Genomic DNA, 18048 nt, shown 5'->3' on the forward strand with positions numbered 1-18048 from the left:
GTGAGCATCACCAAGCAATCTACTAACACAGCTGGCTTAAACCTGCTCCCAGAAGAGCTTGAGTCGCTGACTCAGCTGGCGGGCCTTAGCCGCCATGCCTTGGTAACCGGGGCCGGTGGCTTTCTGGGTAAGGCGATCTGTCAGCGGCTCATATCGGCGGGCATCGCCGTGACAGGCTTTGCCAGGGGGCATTATCCCGAGCTCGAAGCCATGGGCGTTAACATGGTGAGCGGTGATATCTGCGATCTCGAGTCCGTAACCAATGCCATGGCGGGTTGCGACTTGGTATTTCATGTGGCCTCTAAGGCCGGGGTGTGGGGCAGCAAGGAGAGTTATTTTGCCCCTAATGTGCAGGGCTGTGACAACCTGCTTAAGGCCGCTATCGCCCAGAGTATCGACAGTTTTGTCTATACCAGTACCCCAAGTGTGACCTTTGCCGGTGAAGATGAGTCTGGCATAGATGAAAACGCTCCCTATGCCAGTCGTTTCCTTAACTATTATGGTGAGTCCAAGGCGATCGCCGAGCAGATGGTGACGGCCGCAAATGGCGCGCCGCTGCCAAATTCATGTTCGGCAGAGGGCATGCTAAATACCGTATCCTTGAGGCCCCATCTCATCTGGGGGCCGGAAGATCCTCACTTGGTACCTAGGGTCATCGCCCGCGCCCGAGCCGGTAAGCTTAAGTTGGTGGGTAAGGCCGATAAGCTGGTGGATACCATCTATGTCGGTAACGCCGCCTATGCCCATATTCTGGCGGCCTTAACTCTCAAGCAAAACCCGCAGCGATGCGCCGGAAAGTGCTACTTCCTGAGTAACGATGAGCCGATCACCATGGCGGCCATGCTCAACAAGATCTTGGCCTGCGCCGAACTGCCTAAGGTCGAGAAGCGGGTACCCGCCAGCGTCGCTTATCTGGCCGGCGCCCTGTTAGAAGGGGTCTACGGCCTGCTGGGTAAGCATGAAGAGCCCATCATGACGCGTTTCGTGGCCAGGCAGCTCTCGACCAGTCATTATTTCGATATCTCCGCGGCCAAGCGGGATCTCAACTATCGTCCCCTGGTGTCCATAGATGAGGGGATGACACAGTTAAGCGGCTGGCTCAAGCAAGTAAAAGTAGATTAAGGATGAGATTAAGACAGGCGAGATGCTGACCGCCTGGCTAGGGGGCCGCTTGCTGCATGGCGTCTATCATCACCTTGGCTATCTCGTCGTAATAGCAAGCCCAGGCCTGCTCGATAGCCGGACTGGATGCGTCTCTCAGACAGTCTTGAATCGATAATAATAAAGCCGACCGCACCACCTCAAACTGGCTGACTTTGACGCCATATTCCAGATGCTTTCGTCCTAGTTCCTCTAGCTTAGGCTTAACCTCATTAAATTGATGCACCTTGGCAACGGCAGTGGTGATGAGTTCGTTGAAATGATACTCGAACACCGGCCGATCGCTCTGGAACATGGGACGGATCAAGGGCGCCATGGCGAACAGGCAATCGTAAAAGTGGCCGGCAAAGTTGCTGTTTTGCCGATTGATCATGGCAAAGGATTTTTGGATCAGCTGTTTTTGCTCGTCGGTGAGAGCCATAGCATTCCCTTTCCCTGAGGTTGAGCGTAGCGGCGCTATGTGGCCGAGTGCTAATCGCTGCTGTGCAGCCTAAGTCATCGGTGCGCCTTGGCTAACTATAGCTCAGGGATTGTTCAGGGGCACAATCTTGCCCCCGGAATATAGGCGAGTCTAAATTAAACTAGACCAGGCGGGTTAACCGTGGCTGATAAAGCCCGCGTCATCGCTATCTGCGTCTTTTGCCTGAGCACCGGCAATGGCGGCGACCTCGAGCATCGCCTGGGTGAGTTGGCTGAGCTGGCGTGGGCTTATGGTGTAAGATGGCATGATATAGATATAGTTTGAGAAGGGGCGAACCCAGACGCCGCGATCCACAAATGCCTGTTGCAGCGCAGCGGTATTGACGCTGCTTATCATCTCTATCACACCGACGGCGCCCAAACAGCGCACCGCCTTTACTCCGTCAATATCCCGGGCCGGCGCTAACTCTCGGTGCATCTGCTGCTCGATGTTGGCCACCTGTTCGGGCCATCGATTTTGATTGATCAGATCCAGGCTGGCGCTGGCGGCGGCGCAGGCCAGCGGGTTACCCATGAAGGTGGGACCATGCATGAAGACGCCAGAGGGAGAGTCGCTGATCCCCAAGGCCACCTCGTCGCTGCACAGGGTGGCGGCCAGGGAGATATACCCGCCGGTGAGCGCCTTACCCAGACAGAGAATATCGGCCTCTATGTCGGCGTGCTGGTAGGCAAACAGTTTACCTGTGCGGCCAAAGCCTGTGGCTATCTCATCTAAGATCAACAACACCTTGTAGCGATCGCATAGGGCACGCAGCCCCTTCAGGTAGTCGGCGCTGTAGAAATGCATGGCGCCGGCGCCCTGCATGATAGGTTCTATGATAACCGCAGCAATCGTCTGGTGATGTGCCTCCAGTAGTGCCTCCATCGCCTCGAGATCGTCTGTTATCAGGGGGTCGCCGAAGGGCGTTTTGGGCGCGGGGGCAAATAGCTGTTGAGTTACAGCCTCGCCAAACATGGTGTGCATGCCGCCTTCGGGGTCACAGACGCTCATCGCGGCGAAGGTGTCGCCGTGATAGCCGTGTTTCACCGTGAGTATTCGCTGCTTGCCTGGCGCGCCGCGTCCCTGCCAATATTGCAGCGCCATCTTCATCGCCACCTCGACGGCAATCGAGCCCGAGTCGGCCAAAAACACCTTGGTGAGTTTCTCGCTGGTCATGGCCACTAGCTTCTTACTCACCGCGATGGCGCTGGGGTGGGTAATGCCGCCAAACATCACATGGCTGAGGCTAGCGAGTTGCTTCTGCATCGCCTCCAGGATATAGGGGTGGCCATAACCGTGTACGCAGGCCCACCAGGAGCTGGTACCATCGATTAGGCGCCTGCCATCTTCCAGGATCAACTCACACTCCTCGGCCGCCACCACCCCATAGGCCGGAAGGGCCTGAGTCATGGAGGTGTAGGGATGCCAGATGTGTTGTCGGTCGAATTGGTGGTCGATCTGGGTTGTCGCAGACATAAAAAATCCTGTTTGTTTTTTAACCGCTAGTAAACCGGTTTAACTGGTTGGCGTTGACAGATTAAGGCCTAAGGGTATGCTAAGCAAGATAAATGTCGCCGGAAATCAAGCATTCCGGCTAAAAATAGCAACTTGAAGGTTGGTAATCAATGTCCGAATTAGCCTTACGTCACGATTGGCAACGTGATGAAATTGAAGCGCTTTTTGCGCTACCTATGAATGACCTGCTGTTTAAGGCCCATAGCATTCATCGCCAGCATTTCGACCCTAATGAGGTGCAGATCTCGCGTCTCTTGTCGATCAAGACCGGCGCCTGCCCAGAGGATTGTAAGTATTGTCCTCAGAGTGCCCGCTACGATACCGGCCTTGAGAAAGAGCGACTGATCGAGATTGAGAAGGTGCTGACTGAAGCCCGCGCCGCCAAGGCCGCCGGGGCGTCACGCTTCTGTATGGGCGCGGCCTGGCGTAATCCCCACGAGCGTGACATGCCGTATCTGAAGGATATGGTGAGCGAAGTGAAAGCCATGGGCATGGAGACCTGCATGACCCTGGGAATGCTTAACGAATCCCAGGCCAAAGAGCTGGCCGATGCCGGACTGGATTACTATAACCACAATCTGGATACCTCGCCGGAATACTATGGTGACATCATCACCACACGTACCTATCAGGACAGACTCAACACCCTGGATAACGTGCGCGCCGCCGGTATGAAGGTGTGCTCCGGCGGTATCGTCGGCATGGGTGAGCAGGCGAGCGATCGCGCCGGGCTGTTACAGCAATTGGCCAACATGGCCAAGCATCCCGAGTCTGTGCCCATCAATATGTTGGTGAAGGTTGCCGGTACCCCATTTGAAAACCTGGACGATCTGGATCCGCTTGAGTTTGTGCGTACCATCGCCGTGGCACGAATCGTGATGCCACAATCAAGGGTCCGCCTGTCGGCAGGGCGAGAGAAGATGACTGATGAGCTGCAGGCAATGTGTTTCTTTGCCGGCGCGAACTCCATCTTCTACGGCTGCAAGCTGTTGACCACGAGTAACCCGGAAGAGAATGAAGATATGACGCTGTTTAAGCGTCTGGGTCTACATCCCGAGCAGGGGCAGGCTGGCACGGTCGAAGAGGAAAAAGCGGTATTTGCCAAGGCTCAGGCTGTTAAAGACAAGGCCTCTCTGCCTTTCTATGATGCGGCAGCGCTCTAACTCTCCTAGTGACTAAGCCTATGACTCGGCTACAACAGAAAATCGATGACAGGATGCAGCGCGCGGAACAAAGCGGGTTGCTCAGGCGTCGTCAGAAGCTCTTACAGTCGGTTGGTTGTGCTAATCGTTTAGTGCATCAGGGAAGCATCAAGCATAACTTCGCCAGCAACGATTACCTCGGCCTGAGTCAATCGCCTGAGCTTATCGAGGCGCTGGGGGAGGGGGCGAGATTATACGGCGTCGGTAGTGGCGCCTCGCCCTTGGTCACGGGTTATAGCGACGCCCACGCCGAGCTCGAGCAGGCGCTTTGTGAGGCTACGGGCCATGAGGCCGCCTTGCTATTTAGCAGCGGCTTTAGTGCTAATTCTGCCTTGATGAAAACCCTGCTGGACAAGGAGAGTGTGGTGGTGGCCGACAAGCTGATCCACGCCTCATTGATCGACGGTCTGCTGGAAAGCGGTGCCCAGTTAAAACGCTTCGCCCATAACGATGTAGGCGCTGCCAAGCGATTGGTGGATAAGCATCAGCCTCTGGCCTTGGTGACCGAGAGCGTCTTTAGCATGGATGGCGATCTGGCGCCCATAGACGAGCTCTATGGGTTGGCGAAAGGCAATGGTGCCTGGTTGATCGTCGATGATGCCCATGGCTTCGGCGTTCTGCCTCAGGGCGGGCATAACAGAGTCGATGCCAGCTGCTGTGACATTCAAATCGTCACCTTCGGTAAGGCGTTAGGCTGCCAAGGCGCCGCCATCTTAGGATCGAACGCCGGTATCGATTTTCTGGTGGCCCATGCCAGAGACTATATCTATTCCACCGCCTTGTCGCCGGCCAGTGCCCATGTGGCCCTTAAGGCGGTGAGCTTGACTCAAGACGGCGAGCGACGAGGCAAATTGGCACAGGTGATTGAGGCATTTAAGCTGGCCGCAAAGGCGAGGGGGCTCGAACTGCTTGGCAGTCAGACCCCGATACAGCCGCTGGTGGTAGGGGATATCGATAAGCTTGCGAAGGTCGACCGTGAGCTAAAAGCCGCGGGTTTCTGGGTGGGAGCGATTCGGCCACCGACCGTGCCCCAGGGGAGCGCCAGGCTCAGGATCACCTTGAATGTGAAGCATACCCAGGCAGAACTAGAGGCCCTGGCAGATCAACTACAGCGAGCCTTACAAGATTAAGCGGTACAGGCTTAGAAAGTGATTTATTTTTCCAGAGGAAGTCTGATTCTGTGTGTAGTGAATTAGCCCAAGATGTACCTACGAATATGCCGAGCAAGATGCCAAATCAAATGCGAAACCAAGAGCGAAATCAAGCGCCAGGCCAAATGCCTAATATGCAGGCCAAAGATCGCATGACAGAGTCGAGCCAGGCATCGAATGCCGCTCTGCACGACAAGGCTAACATGAGTGCAGACAAGATAGCGCGGCAGTTTTCCCTGGCGGCCAGACATTATCAGGAGCACGACAAGGTACAGCGACTCAGCGCCCAGAAGCTGAGGGCAAAAATGGTGGCCGTCGGTCGCCTGCTGGATATCGGCTGTGGCCCGGGTACAGATTTTTCCGGGTCGCCTGGACTGAATGAGGTGCTGGGACTGGATATCGCCCCAGGTATGTTGTCGCAGATGCGCGCAAGTTTTCCTGCCTATCAAGCGCTGTGCGGCGATGCCCAGGCGCTGCCCCTTGCCAATGCCAGCATAGACACCCTCTATTCGAACCTTGCGCTGCAGTGGTGCAGGGATATCAAGACGGCCATAGGTGAGCTTGCCAGGGTGCTTAAGCCTGGCGGTCAGTGTCATCTCGCCATCGTCGTCGATGGTAGCCTTTCTGAGCTTGACGCGCTCGGGCTCAGAGTTAATGTCTTCGAACAAGCCCAGACTGTGATAGGTGGGTTTAGCGACACCCATTGGCAAATTGAGCATCAATCGGTGGAGCCGCTACGGGTGCATTTCGATAGTCTCAAGACCTTGCTCTATTCCATCAAGGGGGTAGGTGCCTCGGCCGCCATGGGCTCAGATGGTAAGTCGCTACCTAGGCTTCGTGGTCGTCAGGATTGGCTGGCACTGTGTGAGCGCGCCGAGGCCCAGCGTCATCCCGAGGGACTGGCCTTGACCTATCAAATCTTATTTATTCATGCCAGCCGCAGAGGCTAGTTAAGGACAGGGTTCATGCGTTACTTTATCGCCGGCACAGACACAGACAGCGGCAAGACCTTGGTGGCTTCGTCACTCCTGCATCTGGCGAGCAAGCAGGGCAGTACCTTAGGGGTCAAACCCATCGCCTCGGGTTGTGAGCAGACCCCAGAGGGATTGAGAAACGGCGATGCCCTGGCACTGATGGCCGAGTCCAATGTGAAGCTAACCTATGACAAGGTGAACCCTTTCGCCTTTGCGTCGGCTATTGCGCCCCATATTGCCGCCAAGGAGGTGGGCATTACCCTGAACGCCGATCTGGTCACGGCTCATCTTAAGGCATTGCCATTAGATGAGGTGGATTTTGCCTTGGTAGAAGGGGCTGGTGGCTGGCGACTGCCGCTTAACCATGCACTTCGCGTACAAGATAAGCTTAATCCTCAGGCCTTTCTGTCGACCGTGGCGATCGATCTACAGCTGCCGGTTATCTTGGTGGTTGGGGTTAAGCTGGGTTGTCTCAACCACGCGCTGCTGACTCAGGAGGCGATACAGGCCGATGGAGTAAACATTGCTGGCTGGGTGGCAAACTGCGTCGACCCTGAGATGCAGGTGACAGACGAAAACTTATCTGCGCTCACCGCCTTGATGGACGCCCCATGTCTTGGTGTTATCCCTCATCTGACTGAATGTTCAAGCCAAAACGCCGCCCAATACTTAGATCTTACCAAGCTGGCATTGAGTTAACTTGAGCCGCTATAGCGCCAGTTGAGTGAGGGGCGTTGATTAACAAAGCGCCATTTCCTAGGGTCGCGAGTAATTATTAATAAAGATTAATGGCTTATCCCGCCAAAGCCAATAAATTTAAGATTAGCTTAATACAGGGCTTCTAGACTCCACGCCAAGGTCTACACTTTTTGGCGTGGATGCGCACTCAATCGTACCCACCGAAAAAATTTTTACGTTTACCCTTGAACTCTGACTTATCGGACATATTATGTCGTTAAGAGAGGCTGATGACACATAGGGTGTCTCATACAGGGCTTATAGGAGCTTACATGAAGCGTATTTTTCTATTGATCGCGACGAACATGGCAATCTTGCTGGTCGCTTCAATTGTGATGTCTATTTTAGGGGTTAACACCTCGACCATGGGCGGGCTATTGGTCTTTGCCGCCATCTTCGGTTTCGGCGGTGCCTTTATCAGCTTGGCTATCTCTAAGTGGATGGCGAAGAAGACTATGGGCTGTGAAGTGATCACCACACCGCGCGATAACATGGAGCGCTGGTTGGTCGAAACGGTTGCACGTCAGGCCGAGCAGGCGGGTATCAAGATGCCTGAGGTGGCCATTTACCAGTCACCCGAGCTGAACGCCTTTGCCACTGGCCCGAGTAAGGATAACTCTCTGGTCGCCGTGAGTAGCGGACTGCTTTACGGCATGACCCAGGATGAGATCGAAGGCGTATTGGCCCACGAGGTAAGCCATGTGGCCAACGGTGACATGGTGACCCTGACACTGATCCAAGGGGTGGTGAACACCTTCGTGATCTTCGCAGCCCGTGTAGTGGCAAGCATTATCGACAACTTCGTTGCCAGTAACGACGAAGAGGGTGAAGGTCTGGGTATGTTTGCCTATATGGCGGTGGTCTTCGTGATGGACATGCTGTTTGGCATCCTGGCGTCAATGATAGTGGCTTACTTCTCACGTGTTCGTGAGTTCAAGGCCGATGCCGGCGGTGCTCAGTTAGCGGGTAAGCATAAGATGATTGCGGCGCTGGATAGATTACGTCAAGGCCCTGAAACAGGTGCCATGCCTGCACAGATGGCTGCCTTCGGTATCAATGGTAAGAAGTCGATGGCCGAACTGATGATGAGCCATCCGCCACTGGAAAAGCGTATCGAAGCACTGCGCGCACAATAATCGATTTATAATGATGAAAACGGGAGCCTAGGCTCCCGTTTTTTTGCCTGTTTTCGGCTCATCATCTCCTCTGTGCATGAGAGCACAAAGCGATACATGTTTATACGCATAGCCACAGTGTGACCGGGATCAAGTTTATCTGTGACAATGAGGCTTTCGGCATAGATATTTGATTAAGTGCACATTTTTCACTGGTGGCTATTGTTAGTATGCCCGCAAGAGAAAATTTGCCTATTTGTAAAACCTTAGCTATTTTAAGCTAAGTTGTGCAAATAGGAACAAGGCCGGATGGGACATAATAATTACACCCCACTGTGCCAAACATAAGAGAGGAAATTATCGTGAGCAATAAAATTCTAAGTGCGTTATTTGGTGCTGGTTTAGCGGCGCTAGCCTTGTCACCAGCGGCAATGGCAGAGCCACAAGAACTTGCAGAGATGCATGCAGAGATGGAAGGCTGTGAGGCGTGTCACGCAGACGGTGAGCCATCAGCGGACGGTGCTCACGAGTTTGAACAGTGCCAAAGCTGTCACGGCACCATGGAGGAAATGGACGACGTGCATAAGCCACACGAGGGTAACCTGATGTGTGCCGACTGTCACGCGCCACACGACTCTAACGTGGGTGACCGCCCAGCTTGTGATAGCTGCCACGACGATGGCCGCACCGCAGAGTCAGTGCTTAAGTAATAAGCCCATCGCAATAGTATCGAGAAACACCGGCCAACTGCCGGTGTTTTTTTATGCCTCATTTTTATGTAGCTTGCTTAGTTCTCATTAGATTGGCCAAGCCCCTGACGACACTAAGCTCCTGATGATTAGCATACTTTAAGCACGCCTTGTTTTAGCCATTGTTGTTTAGCGTGCGCGAGAGGGGGCTTATCTAAAACCTGCTCACAGCGGTCCTTTCAACCCTCTTAGCTTTATTGCCAAGTAACTGCGCTATACCACCGCCATCCTTTTTACTTAGTTAGTAGAAAAGTATTAGTGCTAGTCGCGGAATAGATATTTTGTCTAGCCGGAGTTAATACTCTTTGGGGACGTAAGTCCTTTGCCTTAGATAGATAATCTTGGCCTTAAACCACTAGGGTGTGCCAAGGATGGAATTCAATTTGATGCAAGCAAAATTAAAAGTGAGTCGCTTTATCAGACGGCAGGTGAGTTGCTTGTCACTCCTCATGGCCGTGCTCTGCAGCGGTTCGTCGTGGGCGACCGATCTTAGTGAACTGGATGAATTAGCAGGTGGCGATCAGGCCAGCATCATGCAGCTTGGGGATGCGCTGCAGGCGGATATCAGCCAAAGCGGCGGTGCGAATCGTACGCTACTGACGCAAACCGGTATGGCCAACAGTGCGCAGGTGCGCCAACAGGGAGTTTACAATCAAGCCTACCTGATGCAGCAGGGGGAGGCGATAGAGGTCAGCCTATTACAGGTGGGGGCCAATAACAGCCTGATTGCGACTCAGTTTGGAACGGATCTCTCCTTGGATGTCGAGCAAAGGGGCAATGATAATCAGGCCTTTATTCAGCAGAGCGGTTATGACAATGAGGTCAGCATCTATCAGAACGGCTCAGGCCATGGGGTGATAGTGACCCAGTGGGGAAATGCACAGCGGGCGAGTATAACTCAGGGATATCGACAGTAGTAAGCAGGTAAAAAGTTAGGTGAAGGGAACTCACCTCAACCAGATATTCTGGTTGGGCTAAATAAAATTGGCGCAATTAAGATGTTATTTTTAATTCTATAGTTGTTATTATATGTGTCGGTTTAATGGAATACGCTTATAACTAGCGACATGGAGTGAGCAGGATGTTCAAAGTGATAAATTGGGTAGTGGTTTCGCGATCGCAATTGTTGATTGATCTGTTGGAGACGCGTTGGCCCCAGGAGTTTCTGGTTAAACTGGCTAAAGTCACCCCTGAGAGTGTTGAAGTTACCATGAGTGAAGGGAATTACTCTTTGGTTGTTATCGATCTCGCCACCATAGATGTGCAGCGCGCCTATCAGGTGCAGAAGCAGATCGAGAAGCGTCACAGCGCCCGGGTGGTATTCTTGCACTACCCCAAACAGATAGACGCAAGATTTTTAATCTCCCCTATTACCGCCGCCGTTTTCTATGGTGATGCGTCCTTAGAGCAGATTGGCAAGGCCTTAGCCAATGTGCTGCGTGGTCAGACTGTGATCCCCCAAGATTTGCTGTCTGCTTCTTCCGATCAGGAGCAGCTCGATGGTGCCGACAACCTGACGATTCGCGAGCGCGAGGTACTGCAGGCCTTGTTGACAGGCAGCACTAACGTGGATATCGCCAATCAGTTGTTTGTCAGCGAGAGCACCATCAAGACCCATCTCTATCGTGTGTTTAGAAAAATTGGTGTATCAAGCCGTGGGCAGGCGATTGCCTGGGCTCAGACTCATCTGCATGAGGTGCAGCAGTGAAATACCTGGGCCGCTTACTCCTGTTAGCGGCCTTCTCGGCCCCGGCTTACTGTCAGGGGCCTGATGTCGACGAGGGCAGTAAACTGGCGGCGCAGAGCACCAGTGATGCGCCACCCAGGCTGGAGTCTGATCTCATCGACGGACTGCTCCTCAACCGCGCGATGACCCGTGTGGGACACAGGTTTTATCGTGAGTTTGTGGCCGCCTATCGGGACATAGGCGGCATGACAGATCATGGCGGACTGAGCATTGTCGAGCTGGCTACGGCCCGCAGCGGCAGTAAGATCAGCGTGCTTCACAATCGCAAACCCATCTTTGTGACTGTGGTGTCACCGGCGAGTCGGCAGCTGGATAAGCTGGCAGAGCAGGTGGCCAGGCGCGTTGACAATATATTGAAACGAAATAAGAAACAGGCTAGCTGGGCTCAGTGGTTGGATCCCGATTTAGCGCCTGATGAATTCTAATAGGGACATTTTTAATGAATCGAGCTAAGTCTTATTTGCCGATAGCGCTGCTATTGGCGGGCACTTGCAGCCTGAGCTCTCAGGCCACGCAGCTTATCTACACGCCTGTGAACCCCAACTTTGGCGGCAGCTATCTTAATGGCTCCTACCTGTTGGCGAATGCCTCGGCGCAGAACGATCATAAGGGGGGCTCAGGTTATACGCCTCCCAGTGCGCTCGAGCGTATGGCAAGCTCTCTGGAGTCTCGCCTGATGAGCCAACTCTTTAACGATGCGGCTAACGGTGGCGAGGGTTACCTCAAGACCACAGACTTTGAGATCCAAGTGGTCAACGAAGATGGCATGTTGCTGGTCCACATCACAGACCTTCTCACCGGCGAAACCACGGTAATAGAGGTGGGTGGGCTGACCGATAGTTCGAGTGTGGGTGGCTAACGATGAAACCTTTGTTGATGGCCGCCGGCCTACTATTTCTCTCGGCCTGTTCTTCCACCAGTGAGCTCGAACAGGTACAGGCGTCTTCGAGCCTGATGCCCAAGGGGGAGAGCTACTACGATCTCATCAATCTGCCTGCGCCCCAGGGGGTCATGCTCGCCGCCGTGTATGATTTTCGCGATCAGACCGGCCAGTATAAGCCAATTCCCTCCAGTAACTTCTCTACCGCCGTGCCCCAGAGCGGCACCGCCTTCCTCGCCCAGGCACTGAATGATTCCAGCTGGTTTATTCCCGTCGAGCGTGAGGGGCTGCAGAACCTGCTCACCGAGCGCAAGATTGTCAGGGCGGGGCTTAACGGCGATGCCAACAAGTTGCCTCAGCTGAATTCGGCGCAGATCCTGATGGAAGGTGGCATAGTCGCCTATGACACCAATGTCAGAACCGGTGGCGCGGGCGCGCGTTACCTGGGCATAGGCGCCGCAACTCAGTTTCGTGTCGATACCGTGACGGTTAACCTGAGGGCGGTGGATATTCGCACTGGCCGCCTGCTCAGCAGCGTGACGACCACTAAGTCCATCTTGTCGAAAGAGATCACCGCCGGGGTGTTTAAGTTTATCGATGCACAGGAGTTGCTAGAGTCCGAGCTGGGCTATACCTCTAACGAGCCAGTTAGTCTGTGCGTGGCATCGGCCATAGAGAGTGCCGTGGTGCACATGATTGCCGATGGCATCTGGAAGGGCGCCTGGAATTTAGCCGATCAATCCAGCGGACTACGCAGCCCCGTGTTACAAAAATATTGGTTAGAAGCCCATTCCGATGCCAGGGTGCGGGCAAAGATCAGTCAAGGATAAGCCGTTGTGCGCTTGGTATCATACTTATGCTATGCATAACATCATAGCGTCTGCGACTTTAGTTTGACGTCTGGCACGCCTGTGATAACATCTTCACTACTTAAGGTTAATACTGGTTAACCTTATCTTTTTTATGATTTTTTGCGTTTTGTCTGTTTCTTGTCTCTAGCCGATGGGGTAGAATTCGTCAAGTTTTTGACTGGCTAAATAGGTACGATGAAGAAGTTTGCATTGTTAGTAGTGTTAGCGCCACTTTATGCACATGGAATGGCGCCTTTTGGGCTGAATTGGGGTGAGGATGTTAGCCAGTATGGCGAGGTCAAACGCCAGGGAGATGGAGTTAGGGTAGAAACCCATCTACTACCTAAGTCTTTGTCTTTAGCCAATGATTATGTGCTCTATGCCGACAAGCAACACGGGCTGTTAAAAGTCACCATGACAAGCAAGAGATATGGCTTGTATGACGATGACTATAAAGAAGATTTCAATTTTATTAAGCAGTCGCTTGTCGACAGTGGCTATCAAACCACACAGTACATTGGCAGTGAGATGAGCTCCTACAAATGTGTGTTACAGGGTAGCTGCTATGGCAAACGCTGGTATGGCTTCACGGACGATGGTACCAATGTAGCACTGGAGCAACAGGCCAAGACACGCCAGGATGCCTACATCAAACTGACCTTCAAGGCGCCCAAGTTGCTGCAGATAGAAGCCGAGCGTGAGGATCTCAAGCAGCTTAAACAGCAAGATCAGATGAACAGCGATAGATTAGCATTTGATTAAACTCCCGCTAACAGCAACATAGGCCCGCTCGTATCCCTGGCGGGCTTTTTTGATCTCTGCGCTAAAAATCGTCACTCGTCGGCGGGGGTAACTCCTTTATTTATATGAAGGATCACAAACAGGCCATTTGTGAGTATACTGACAGGGTTAACGTCATATCGAGGATAGTGCAATGGCCGAAGAGACCATTTTCAGTAAAATTATTAGACGCGAAATTCCCGCCGATATCCTATATCAAGACGATCTCGTCACGGCTTTTCGCGATATACAGCCCAAGGCGCCAACCCATATTCTGATCATCCCCAATCACCTGATCCCCACGGTAAACGATGTCAAGGCATCGGACGAGAAGGCGTTGGGCCGTATGGTGTCAGTGGCGGCTAAGCTGGCTGATGAAGCCGGCATCGCCGAAGACGGTTACCGTCTCATCATGAACTGTAACAAGCATGGCGGCCAGGAAGTCTTCCATGTTCATATGCATCTGTTAGGCGGAGATTTCCTCGGACCCTTGGTATCTCGTTAAGCCTGGCTTTTTCTGGACTGTGTTGAGCAATGAAGACAAACCCTGATTTTTTCCCCCTCACAGATCTGGCTACACGCTTCGTCGGCCAATTGGTGCAGTGTCGTCGCCTGGGGCTCAGTGTGCTTGAAGCCAGCGAGCAGCATGTGCTGATTGAGCTGCCATACAGCAGCGAGCTGATCGGCTACCCGGACACGGGCGTGATACACGGCGGGGTGATCACTACCCTGATGGATACCGCCTGTGGCACGGCCGTGGTCTGCAATATCTTCGACAAGTATAAGTCGCTGGAGTTGTCGCCGACCCTGGATCTGCGAGTCGATTACATGAAACCTGCCGAGCCTAACAAGAGTGTCTACGGCTTTGCCGAGTGTTATAAGCTCTCCTCGAGTGTGGCCTTTACCCGCGCCATCGCCTATCAGGATTCTATCGACGACCCTATCGCCCATGCGGTGGGCTCTTTCATGCGCATCAGCCCGGAGATGGTGGGCGACGCGTTCAGACAGGCCTTGATGGGTAAGGGGGAATGACCATGGTCACACAAGATGCCAGTCAGGCGTTAAACGTTAAAGATATCGTCAAGAAGGCTACCGAGCTTAATGATTTCGGTCACCTGTTGGCGCACGTGCCCTATGCTAAGTTTATCGGCATGCAGGTGGCGCGCTTCGGCGACGAGTTGGTGTTTCAGCTGCCGAAGAAAGATGAAAATATCGGTAACCCAACCCTGCCGGCTATTCACGGCGGTGTGATCGCCGGTTTCATGGAGATGTCGGCCATAGTGCAGCTGATGGTGTTTATGCAGACTACCAAGGTGCCAAAAATTGTCGACTTCTCTATCGATTACCTGAGGGCGGGGCACCACAGGGATAGCTTTGCCGAGTGCAAGATCACCCGTCAGGGGCGCCGTGTGGCGAACGTGAACATCAACTGTTGGCAAACCAATCGTAAGGCCTTGATTGCCACCGCCAGGGCTCATTTTCTGATCGAATAGACGTGAAGGCTAAGTCGTAAGGAGAGTAAAGATGAACAAGGGATTAATACTGGGCAGCCTATTGATGGGGCTGAGCGCCTGTGCGCCCCATACTGGAGGCATCATGACCAGCTCTACCGGTGAGGTGCGGGTCGATAATGGCTCCTTTCACTCAGATGTGGATGTCAGTGCTGTGACCACCCAGGCCGAGGCGGGTTTTCTGCGGGCTCGCGGCACCATCATCAGCAAGTCGCCAAAGGATCAGCGCCTGCAATATAAGTTCACCTGGTACGATATTAATGGCGCGACGGTAGAGGATGAAGGGGTAAGCTGGAAGTCTCTTAAGCTGCACGGTAAGCAGCAGATGCAGGTGACGGCGCTGTCACCCAATGCCACTGCGGTGCGCTGTGAGCTCTATGTGCGAGAGGCGATCTCTAATTAATTCCCCCGCTCAACATTGAGTAGAGGGAATGATTTGATGAAAACGTCAGCAATGCTGGCGTTTTTTTATGGATCATGCGCAAATATTGCGTTAAATATGTCAACTCTTTGTATGAGTCATGTATAATCGGCCTCGCCAAGGGGTGTTAACGCCAAGCCATAGCTTAGCGATTGACTGAGATGTCCACGGGACAAACCCTTAGAACCTGATCCGGCTAATACCGGCGTAGGAATGGGCCACATCACTAGATTCAACACAATCTGTCTGTGCATTCTTTCTCGCTTTCTTAAGTGCCGGATCTCAATAATGATTTGAGGTCCTATGTTTACATTAAAATCTTATTCACCCATCGCCCTTGCCGTCGCGGCAGCGTTAACCCATACCAGCCTGATGGCGAGCGACACAACGCCTGCCAACGACGAGATGGAAGTCATTGTCGTCACCTCCGACTTTCGCCAGTCTAGCCTCGACAAGATGCCATCTAGCATCAGCGTCATAGATCAACAGCAGATCGAAGACGAGGGCGCCCAGCACTTTGAAGACGTGCTCAATGGCATCGCCAACTTCAACTGGTCCGGCGGTAGCTCGCGGGCCAAATATTTCCAGATCCGTGGCGTGGGCGAGCAGGAGGAGTACCAGGGCGCACCTAACTCTTCGGTGGGATACATCATAGACGATATCGACCTGTCGGGCCTTGGGATGATCTCCAGCATGTACGACCTGCAGCAGGTCGAGGTACTTCGCGGTCCCCAGGGCACACGCTATGGCGCCAACGCCTTAGCCGGTCTTATCTATCTTAAGAGTAACGATCCTACCTCGGTATTCGAGCATGGCGTAGAGCTGCAACTGGGTGACGATAACCTGCGTACCTACAGCGGCTTCAGCTCTGGTCCATTGAGTGATTCGGGCAAGCTCCTGTATCGCGTGTCGCTACAAAAGCACGAGCAGAATGGCTATCGCGACAACCTCTACCTGGGGCGCGACGACACCAATGGCAGGGATGAATTTACCGGCCGCGTCAAGCTGCGCTGGTATGCCACAGACGATCTCGTGGCCGATATTAGCCTGATGCACGCCGACTTTAACAACGGTTACGATGCCTGGACGTTGGATAACAACGGCTTCGATACCCTCACCGATGAGCCGGGTGTCGACAAGCAGCGCACCACGGGTGGCTCGCTGAAGTTGACCTACTCGGGCGCCGATAGCTTCGAGCTGGTGTCACTAAGCTCAATGGCCCAGAGTGACACGCACCACGGCTACGACGGCGACTGGGCCAACCCAGAATTTTGGGCGGCCCGCAGCTGCGAGGGTGAACCCTGTCAGTACGACTACACCTGGAACAAGCTGGGCGATAGAACCACGTTATCTCAGGAGTTTCGTCTAAGCTCTACCGAAGCGGGACGTATCTTCGATGGCAGCACCGACTGGCTGGTGGGTGTCTATGGCCTGAGACTCACCGAGGATAACGACACTCTCGAAGTCTATAACGGCTGGGAAGACAGACTGCTGGCCGAATATGAAGCGACTAATTTGGCGGTTTTCGGCCAGTTAGACAGCGAGTTAGGTAATGGTTATGCGCTTTCAGTGGGTGCCCGTCTTGAGCGCCGCGAGAGCGATTACAGCGACTCGGACAAAGATGCCTTCGAGCCCTCTGAAAACATGTGGGGCGGTCATATCGCCCTGAGTAAGACCCTGAGCCCAGGCCAACAGGCCTATGCCCGCATCGCCCGAGGCTACAAGGCGGGTGGCTTTAACATGTCGCTGCCAGCTTCTCTGAGCGATAAGAAGGAGTTCCAGGCCGAGACATTGTACAACTATGAGCTGGGCCTCAAGTCAGAATGGCTCGATGGCGACGCGACCACTCACTTCTCGCTGTTTTACATGGACAGACGCGACCAGCAGGTCTCTGCGTCCCAGCAAAATCCTGACGAGCCGCAGAAGTTTATCCTCTATGTGGAAAACGCCGGTAGCTCACACAACTATGGCGCCGAGCTGGAAGCCAACTGGTATGCCACTGATAACCTTAAGTTATACGGCACGCTCGGCTGGCTAGAGACCGCCTACGGCGATTATGCCTACCAGGACAAGTATGGTGGACTGGTGGATCTCACTGGCCGCGAACTGGCGCACTCACCTAATCTTACCTATAGCGCGGGTGCGACCTATCGCAGCGATCTGGGCTGGTTTGCTAACCTGACCACGAGCGGCAAGAGTGAGTTCTACTACTCAGACAGCAACGACTCTAAGTCAGAGCCCTATACTATCTTCAATGCTCGTGTCGGCTACGAGACAGAGACCTGGTCGGCTTATCTTTGGGGGCGTAACCTGTTTGACGAGAAGTATGGTGTGCGCGGCTTCTATTTTGGCAACGAGCCGGATAACGGTTGGGCCGATAAGCAATATATCCGTTACGGCGATCCTCGCCAGCTAGGCGTCACCCTTAACGTCAAGTTTATGTGATCGGTTTTTTGCTGGTGCTAATTATTGTCGGGGCGGGCAGGGCTCGCCCCCTTAAGGAGTTAAGATGAAATTAACCGCTGAAATCAGCATGTATCCCCTCAAGGATAACTACCTCGACCCTATCAAGTGGTTCATCGGCCGGGTTGACACTTACGCCAATATCGAGCGCCGCACCAATGCCATGGCCACTCAGGTGTGCGGCGAATATGGCGAGGTGATGCAGATGTTGGCCACCGAGATGGAGGCCGCCCACCAAAAGTGGGGCAAGGCCGTCTTCGTAGTCAAGTTTATCGGTGGCGAGCTGGACCTGTCCCATCAGGAATAGCCACTAGGCAATGACTTAACCAC

Annotated in this window: 21 protein-coding genes and 1 riboswitch; of the genes, 19 read left to right on the top strand and 2 right to left on the bottom strand. The window is 53.6% G+C overall.

All coding sequences use genetic code 11. The features are described from left to right. Positions 1-1122, top strand: coding sequence for a 2-alkyl-3-oxoalkanoate reductase (gene oleD / locus GNT65_RS00165; RefSeq protein WP_160793131.1), 1122 nt, complete (start codon positions 1-3; stop codon positions 1120-1122). A 37-nt stretch (positions 1123-1159) separates the two neighbouring features. Here the strand turns inward: oleD and GNT65_RS00170 are convergent, their stop codons facing one another. Next, positions 1160-1582, bottom strand: a complete 423-nt coding sequence (locus GNT65_RS00170; RefSeq protein WP_160793132.1) for a globin domain-containing protein — start codon at positions 1580-1582, stop codon at positions 1160-1162. A gap of 174 nt (positions 1583-1756) precedes the next feature. Next, the gene (gene bioA / locus GNT65_RS00175; RefSeq protein ID WP_160793133.1) at positions 1757-3097 is read right to left on the bottom strand and encodes an adenosylmethionine--8-amino-7-oxononanoate transaminase; all 1341 of its coding nucleotides are present in this window, start codon (positions 3095-3097) and stop codon (positions 1757-1759) included. A 149-nt stretch (positions 3098-3246) separates the two neighbouring features. Here bioA and bioB point away from each other — a divergent pair, with 149 nt between their 5' ends. The 18 genes from bioB (at position 3247) to GNT65_RS00265 (ending at position 18025) form a co-directional block, all read left to right on the top strand. Then, entirely contained in the window at positions 3247-4299 is a 1053-nt protein-coding gene (bioB, locus tag GNT65_RS00180) for a biotin synthase BioB (protein WP_160793134.1), read from the top strand. 20 nt (positions 4300-4319) lie between these two features. Continuing rightward, positions 4320-5468, top strand: a complete 1149-nt coding sequence (locus GNT65_RS00185; protein ID WP_160793135.1) for an 8-amino-7-oxononanoate synthase — start codon at positions 4320-4322, stop codon at positions 5466-5468. 146 nt (positions 5469-5614) lie between these two features. Next, positions 5615-6439, top strand: coding sequence for a methyltransferase domain-containing protein (locus GNT65_RS00190; RefSeq protein WP_244952055.1), 825 nt, complete (start codon positions 5615-5617; stop codon positions 6437-6439). Between the two features lie 15 nt (positions 6440-6454). Then, positions 6455-7162 carry a dethiobiotin synthase gene (gene bioD, locus GNT65_RS00195; protein WP_160793136.1) on the top strand — a complete coding sequence of 236 codons (708 nt, stop codon included), beginning with the start codon at positions 6455-6457 and terminating at the stop codon, positions 7160-7162. Positions 7163-7473: 311 nt separating this feature from the next. Next, positions 7474-8337: a protease HtpX gene (gene htpX, locus GNT65_RS00200; protein WP_160793137.1), complete on the top strand. Its 864-nt coding sequence runs from the start codon at positions 7474-7476 to the stop codon at positions 8335-8337. Positions 8338-8678: 341 nt separating this feature from the next. Beyond that, positions 8679-9026 (top strand): tetraheme c-type cytochrome CctA, encoded by a 348-nt coding sequence (gene cctA / locus GNT65_RS00205; protein WP_160793138.1) that lies wholly within the window; start codon positions 8679-8681, stop codon positions 9024-9026. 476 nt (positions 9027-9502) lie between these two features. Beyond that, positions 9503-9982, top strand: a complete 480-nt coding sequence (locus tag GNT65_RS00210; RefSeq protein WP_244952056.1) for a curlin — start codon at positions 9503-9505, stop codon at positions 9980-9982. Positions 9983-10146: 164 nt separating this feature from the next. Further along, a complete protein-coding gene (locus tag GNT65_RS00215) occupies positions 10147-10773 on the top strand; it encodes a LuxR C-terminal-related transcriptional regulator (RefSeq protein ID WP_160793140.1) in 627 nt (208 codons plus the stop codon). After that, positions 10770-11237 (top strand): CsgE family curli-type amyloid fiber assembly protein, encoded by a 468-nt coding sequence (locus tag GNT65_RS00220; RefSeq protein ID WP_160793141.1) that lies wholly within the window; start codon positions 10770-10772, stop codon positions 11235-11237. Before GNT65_RS00215 ends, GNT65_RS00220 begins: the two co-directional genes overlap by 4 nt. Positions 11238-11251: 14 nt before the next feature. Beyond that, complete coding sequence (locus GNT65_RS00225; protein ID WP_160793142.1) at positions 11252-11671, top strand: curli assembly protein CsgF; 420 nt, start codon at positions 11252-11254, stop codon at positions 11669-11671. A 2-nt stretch (positions 11672-11673) separates the two neighbouring features. Further along, positions 11674-12522 carry a CsgG/HfaB family protein gene (locus GNT65_RS00230; protein WP_160793143.1) on the top strand — a complete coding sequence of 283 codons (849 nt, stop codon included), beginning with the start codon at positions 11674-11676 and terminating at the stop codon, positions 12520-12522. A gap of 267 nt (positions 12523-12789) precedes the next feature. Next, a complete protein-coding gene (locus GNT65_RS00235) occupies positions 12790-13305 on the top strand; it encodes a hypothetical protein (protein ID WP_160793144.1) in 516 nt (171 codons plus the stop codon). Positions 13306-13477: 172 nt separating this feature from the next. Then, on the top strand, positions 13478-13828 hold the full coding sequence (hinT, locus tag GNT65_RS00240) for a purine nucleoside phosphoramidase (protein ID WP_160793145.1): 351 nt from the start codon (positions 13478-13480) through the stop codon (positions 13826-13828). A 29-nt stretch (positions 13829-13857) separates the two neighbouring features. After that, on the top strand, positions 13858-14355 hold the full coding sequence (locus GNT65_RS00245) for a PaaI family thioesterase (RefSeq protein WP_160793146.1): 498 nt from the start codon (positions 13858-13860) through the stop codon (positions 14353-14355). Beyond that, the gene (locus GNT65_RS00250; RefSeq protein ID WP_160793147.1) at positions 14352-14816 is read left to right on the top strand and encodes a PaaI family thioesterase; all 465 of its coding nucleotides are present in this window, start codon (positions 14352-14354) and stop codon (positions 14814-14816) included. The genes GNT65_RS00245 and GNT65_RS00250 overlap by 4 nt, the downstream gene beginning before the upstream one ends. Positions 14817-14847: 31 nt before the next feature. Further along, entirely contained in the window at positions 14848-15237 is a 390-nt protein-coding gene (locus GNT65_RS00255; protein WP_160793148.1) for a YcfL family putative periplasmic lipoprotein, read from the top strand. Between the two features lie 128 nt (positions 15238-15365). After that, positions 15366-15486: riboswitch (TPP riboswitch) on the top strand. Between the two features lie 72 nt (positions 15487-15558). After that, entirely contained in the window at positions 15559-17700 is a 2142-nt protein-coding gene (locus GNT65_RS00260; protein WP_160793149.1) for a TonB-dependent receptor, read from the top strand. A gap of 64 nt (positions 17701-17764) precedes the next feature. Beyond that, positions 17765-18025 carry a hypothetical protein gene (locus GNT65_RS00265; protein ID WP_160793150.1) on the top strand — a complete coding sequence of 87 codons (261 nt, stop codon included), beginning with the start codon at positions 17765-17767 and terminating at the stop codon, positions 18023-18025. Positions 18026-18048: the final 23 nt, after the last annotated feature.

The organism is Shewanella insulae, assembly GCF_009831655.1.
GTDB classification, from domain to species: domain Bacteria; phylum Pseudomonadota; class Gammaproteobacteria; order Enterobacterales; family Shewanellaceae; genus Shewanella; species Shewanella insulae.

Bases quoted from the DNA above. Each gene is read 5' to 3' on its own strand.
- GNT65_RS00170 (WP_160793132.1), bottom strand. From the start codon at position 1,582: ATGGCTCTCACCGACGAGCAAAAACAGCTGATCCAAAAATCCTTTGCC.
- bioA (WP_160793133.1), bottom strand. From the start codon at position 3,097: ATGTCTGCGACAACCCAGATCGACCACCAATTCGACCGACAACACATC.
- bioB (WP_160793134.1), top strand. From the start codon at position 3,247: ATGTCCGAATTAGCCTTACGTCACGATTGGCAACGTGATGAAATTGAA.
- GNT65_RS00185 (WP_160793135.1), top strand. From the start codon at position 4,320: ATGACTCGGCTACAACAGAAAATCGATGACAGGATGCAGCGCGCGGAA.
- GNT65_RS00190 (WP_244952055.1), top strand. From the start codon at position 5,615: ATGCCTAATATGCAGGCCAAAGATCGCATGACAGAGTCGAGCCAGGCA.
- bioD (WP_160793136.1), top strand. From the start codon at position 6,455: ATGCGTTACTTTATCGCCGGCACAGACACAGACAGCGGCAAGACCTTG.
- htpX (WP_160793137.1), top strand. From the start codon at position 7,474: ATGAAGCGTATTTTTCTATTGATCGCGACGAACATGGCAATCTTGCTG.
- GNT65_RS00215 (WP_160793140.1), top strand. From the start codon at position 10,147: ATGTTCAAAGTGATAAATTGGGTAGTGGTTTCGCGATCGCAATTGTTG.
- GNT65_RS00225 (WP_160793142.1), top strand. From the start codon at position 11,252: ATGAATCGAGCTAAGTCTTATTTGCCGATAGCGCTGCTATTGGCGGGC.
- GNT65_RS00230 (WP_160793143.1), top strand. From the start codon at position 11,674: ATGAAACCTTTGTTGATGGCCGCCGGCCTACTATTTCTCTCGGCCTGT.
- GNT65_RS00235 (WP_160793144.1), top strand. From the start codon at position 12,790: ATGGCGCCTTTTGGGCTGAATTGGGGTGAGGATGTTAGCCAGTATGGC.
- hinT (WP_160793145.1), top strand. From the start codon at position 13,478: ATGGCCGAAGAGACCATTTTCAGTAAAATTATTAGACGCGAAATTCCC.
- GNT65_RS00245 (WP_160793146.1), top strand. From the start codon at position 13,858: ATGAAGACAAACCCTGATTTTTTCCCCCTCACAGATCTGGCTACACGC.
- GNT65_RS00250 (WP_160793147.1), top strand. From the start codon at position 14,352: ATGACCATGGTCACACAAGATGCCAGTCAGGCGTTAAACGTTAAAGAT.
- GNT65_RS00255 (WP_160793148.1), top strand. From the start codon at position 14,848: ATGAACAAGGGATTAATACTGGGCAGCCTATTGATGGGGCTGAGCGCC.
- GNT65_RS00260 (WP_160793149.1), top strand. From the start codon at position 15,559: ATGTTTACATTAAAATCTTATTCACCCATCGCCCTTGCCGTCGCGGCA.
- GNT65_RS00265 (WP_160793150.1), top strand. From the start codon at position 17,765: ATGAAATTAACCGCTGAAATCAGCATGTATCCCCTCAAGGATAACTAC.